1 protein-coding gene is annotated in these 1,063 nt (G+C 72.2%); it reads left to right on the forward strand.

Annotated elements, in window-relative coordinates:
- A partial coding sequence (locus ACIKT0_RS18845) for a methyl-accepting chemotaxis protein (protein WP_407106830.1) occupies positions 1–1,063 on the forward strand: 1,063 nt, incomplete at both ends.

Here is a 1,063-nt window from a genome sequence, read left to right on the forward strand (position 1 = left end):
GGCGCGATCCAGCGGCTCGCCGCCGGCGACTACCGGCTCCCGGCGGTCAGGGAGAGCGCGGACGAGATCGGCGACATCTGGCGGAGCATGCGGGTGTTCGCGGCCGCGATGGAGGAGGCGGAGACGCTGCGCGCCCGGCAGGCGGAGGCGGACAGCCAGCGCGCCGCGGGCCGCCGCAGTGAGATGAACGGGCTCGCCCGCACTTTCGAGGGCAGCGTCGGGGAACTCGTGCAGAGCCTTTCGGCGGCCGCGCAGGAGATGGAGGCGACCTCCCGCGGCCTCGCCGCCAACGCCGAGCAGACCACGCGCCAGTCGGCCGCAGCGCTGTACGCCGCGAACGAGACCTCCGCCGCCATGCAGGCCTGCGCCGCCGCGACCGAGGAACTCGCGACCTGCGCCGAGGAGCTCGGCCGTCAGGTCGAGCGGACCTCGGGCGCGGCCTCCGAAGCGGTCAACAATGTGCGGCGCGCCCATGAGCGGGTCGACGTGCTGGTCAACGGCTCGCGCAAGATCGGCGAGATCGTGTCGCTCATCCAGAGCATCGCGGAGCAGACCAACCTGCTCGCGCTGAACGCCACGATCGAGGCGGCGAGGGCCGGCGAGGCCGGGCGCGGCTTCGCGGTGGTGGCGGCCGAGGTCAAGGATCTCGCCGGACAGACCGCGAAGGCGACCGAGGAGATCACCGCCCAGATCGGCGCCATCCAGGACGCCACCAACGGCACGGCCGGCGCGATCCAGGAGATCGCCGGCATCATCGACGACGTCCACCACATCGCGACCGAAACCTCCGCGGCGGTGGAGCAGCAGCGCGCCGCCACTCAGGAGATCGCGCGCAACGTCAGCCAGGCGGCCGCCGGCACGCAGCAGGTCAGCGCCGACGTCTCGCAGATGCAGATCGCGGCGCGCGAGGCCGGCCAGGGCGCGGTGGACGTGAACTCCGCCGCCGGCGAGCTCGCCCGCCAGGGGCCGTACGGACCTCGTGCTCAGGCGAGGCTGAAAAAATTCTCCGTCGCTCAGGGCGCATCCACGCTTGAAGCGACGCGAAAACCGCTCCATCTTCATC

The organism is Hansschlegelia beijingensis, assembly GCF_045505405.1.
GTDB lineage: Bacteria > Pseudomonadota > Alphaproteobacteria > Rhizobiales > Methylopilaceae > Methylopila > Methylopila beijingensis_A.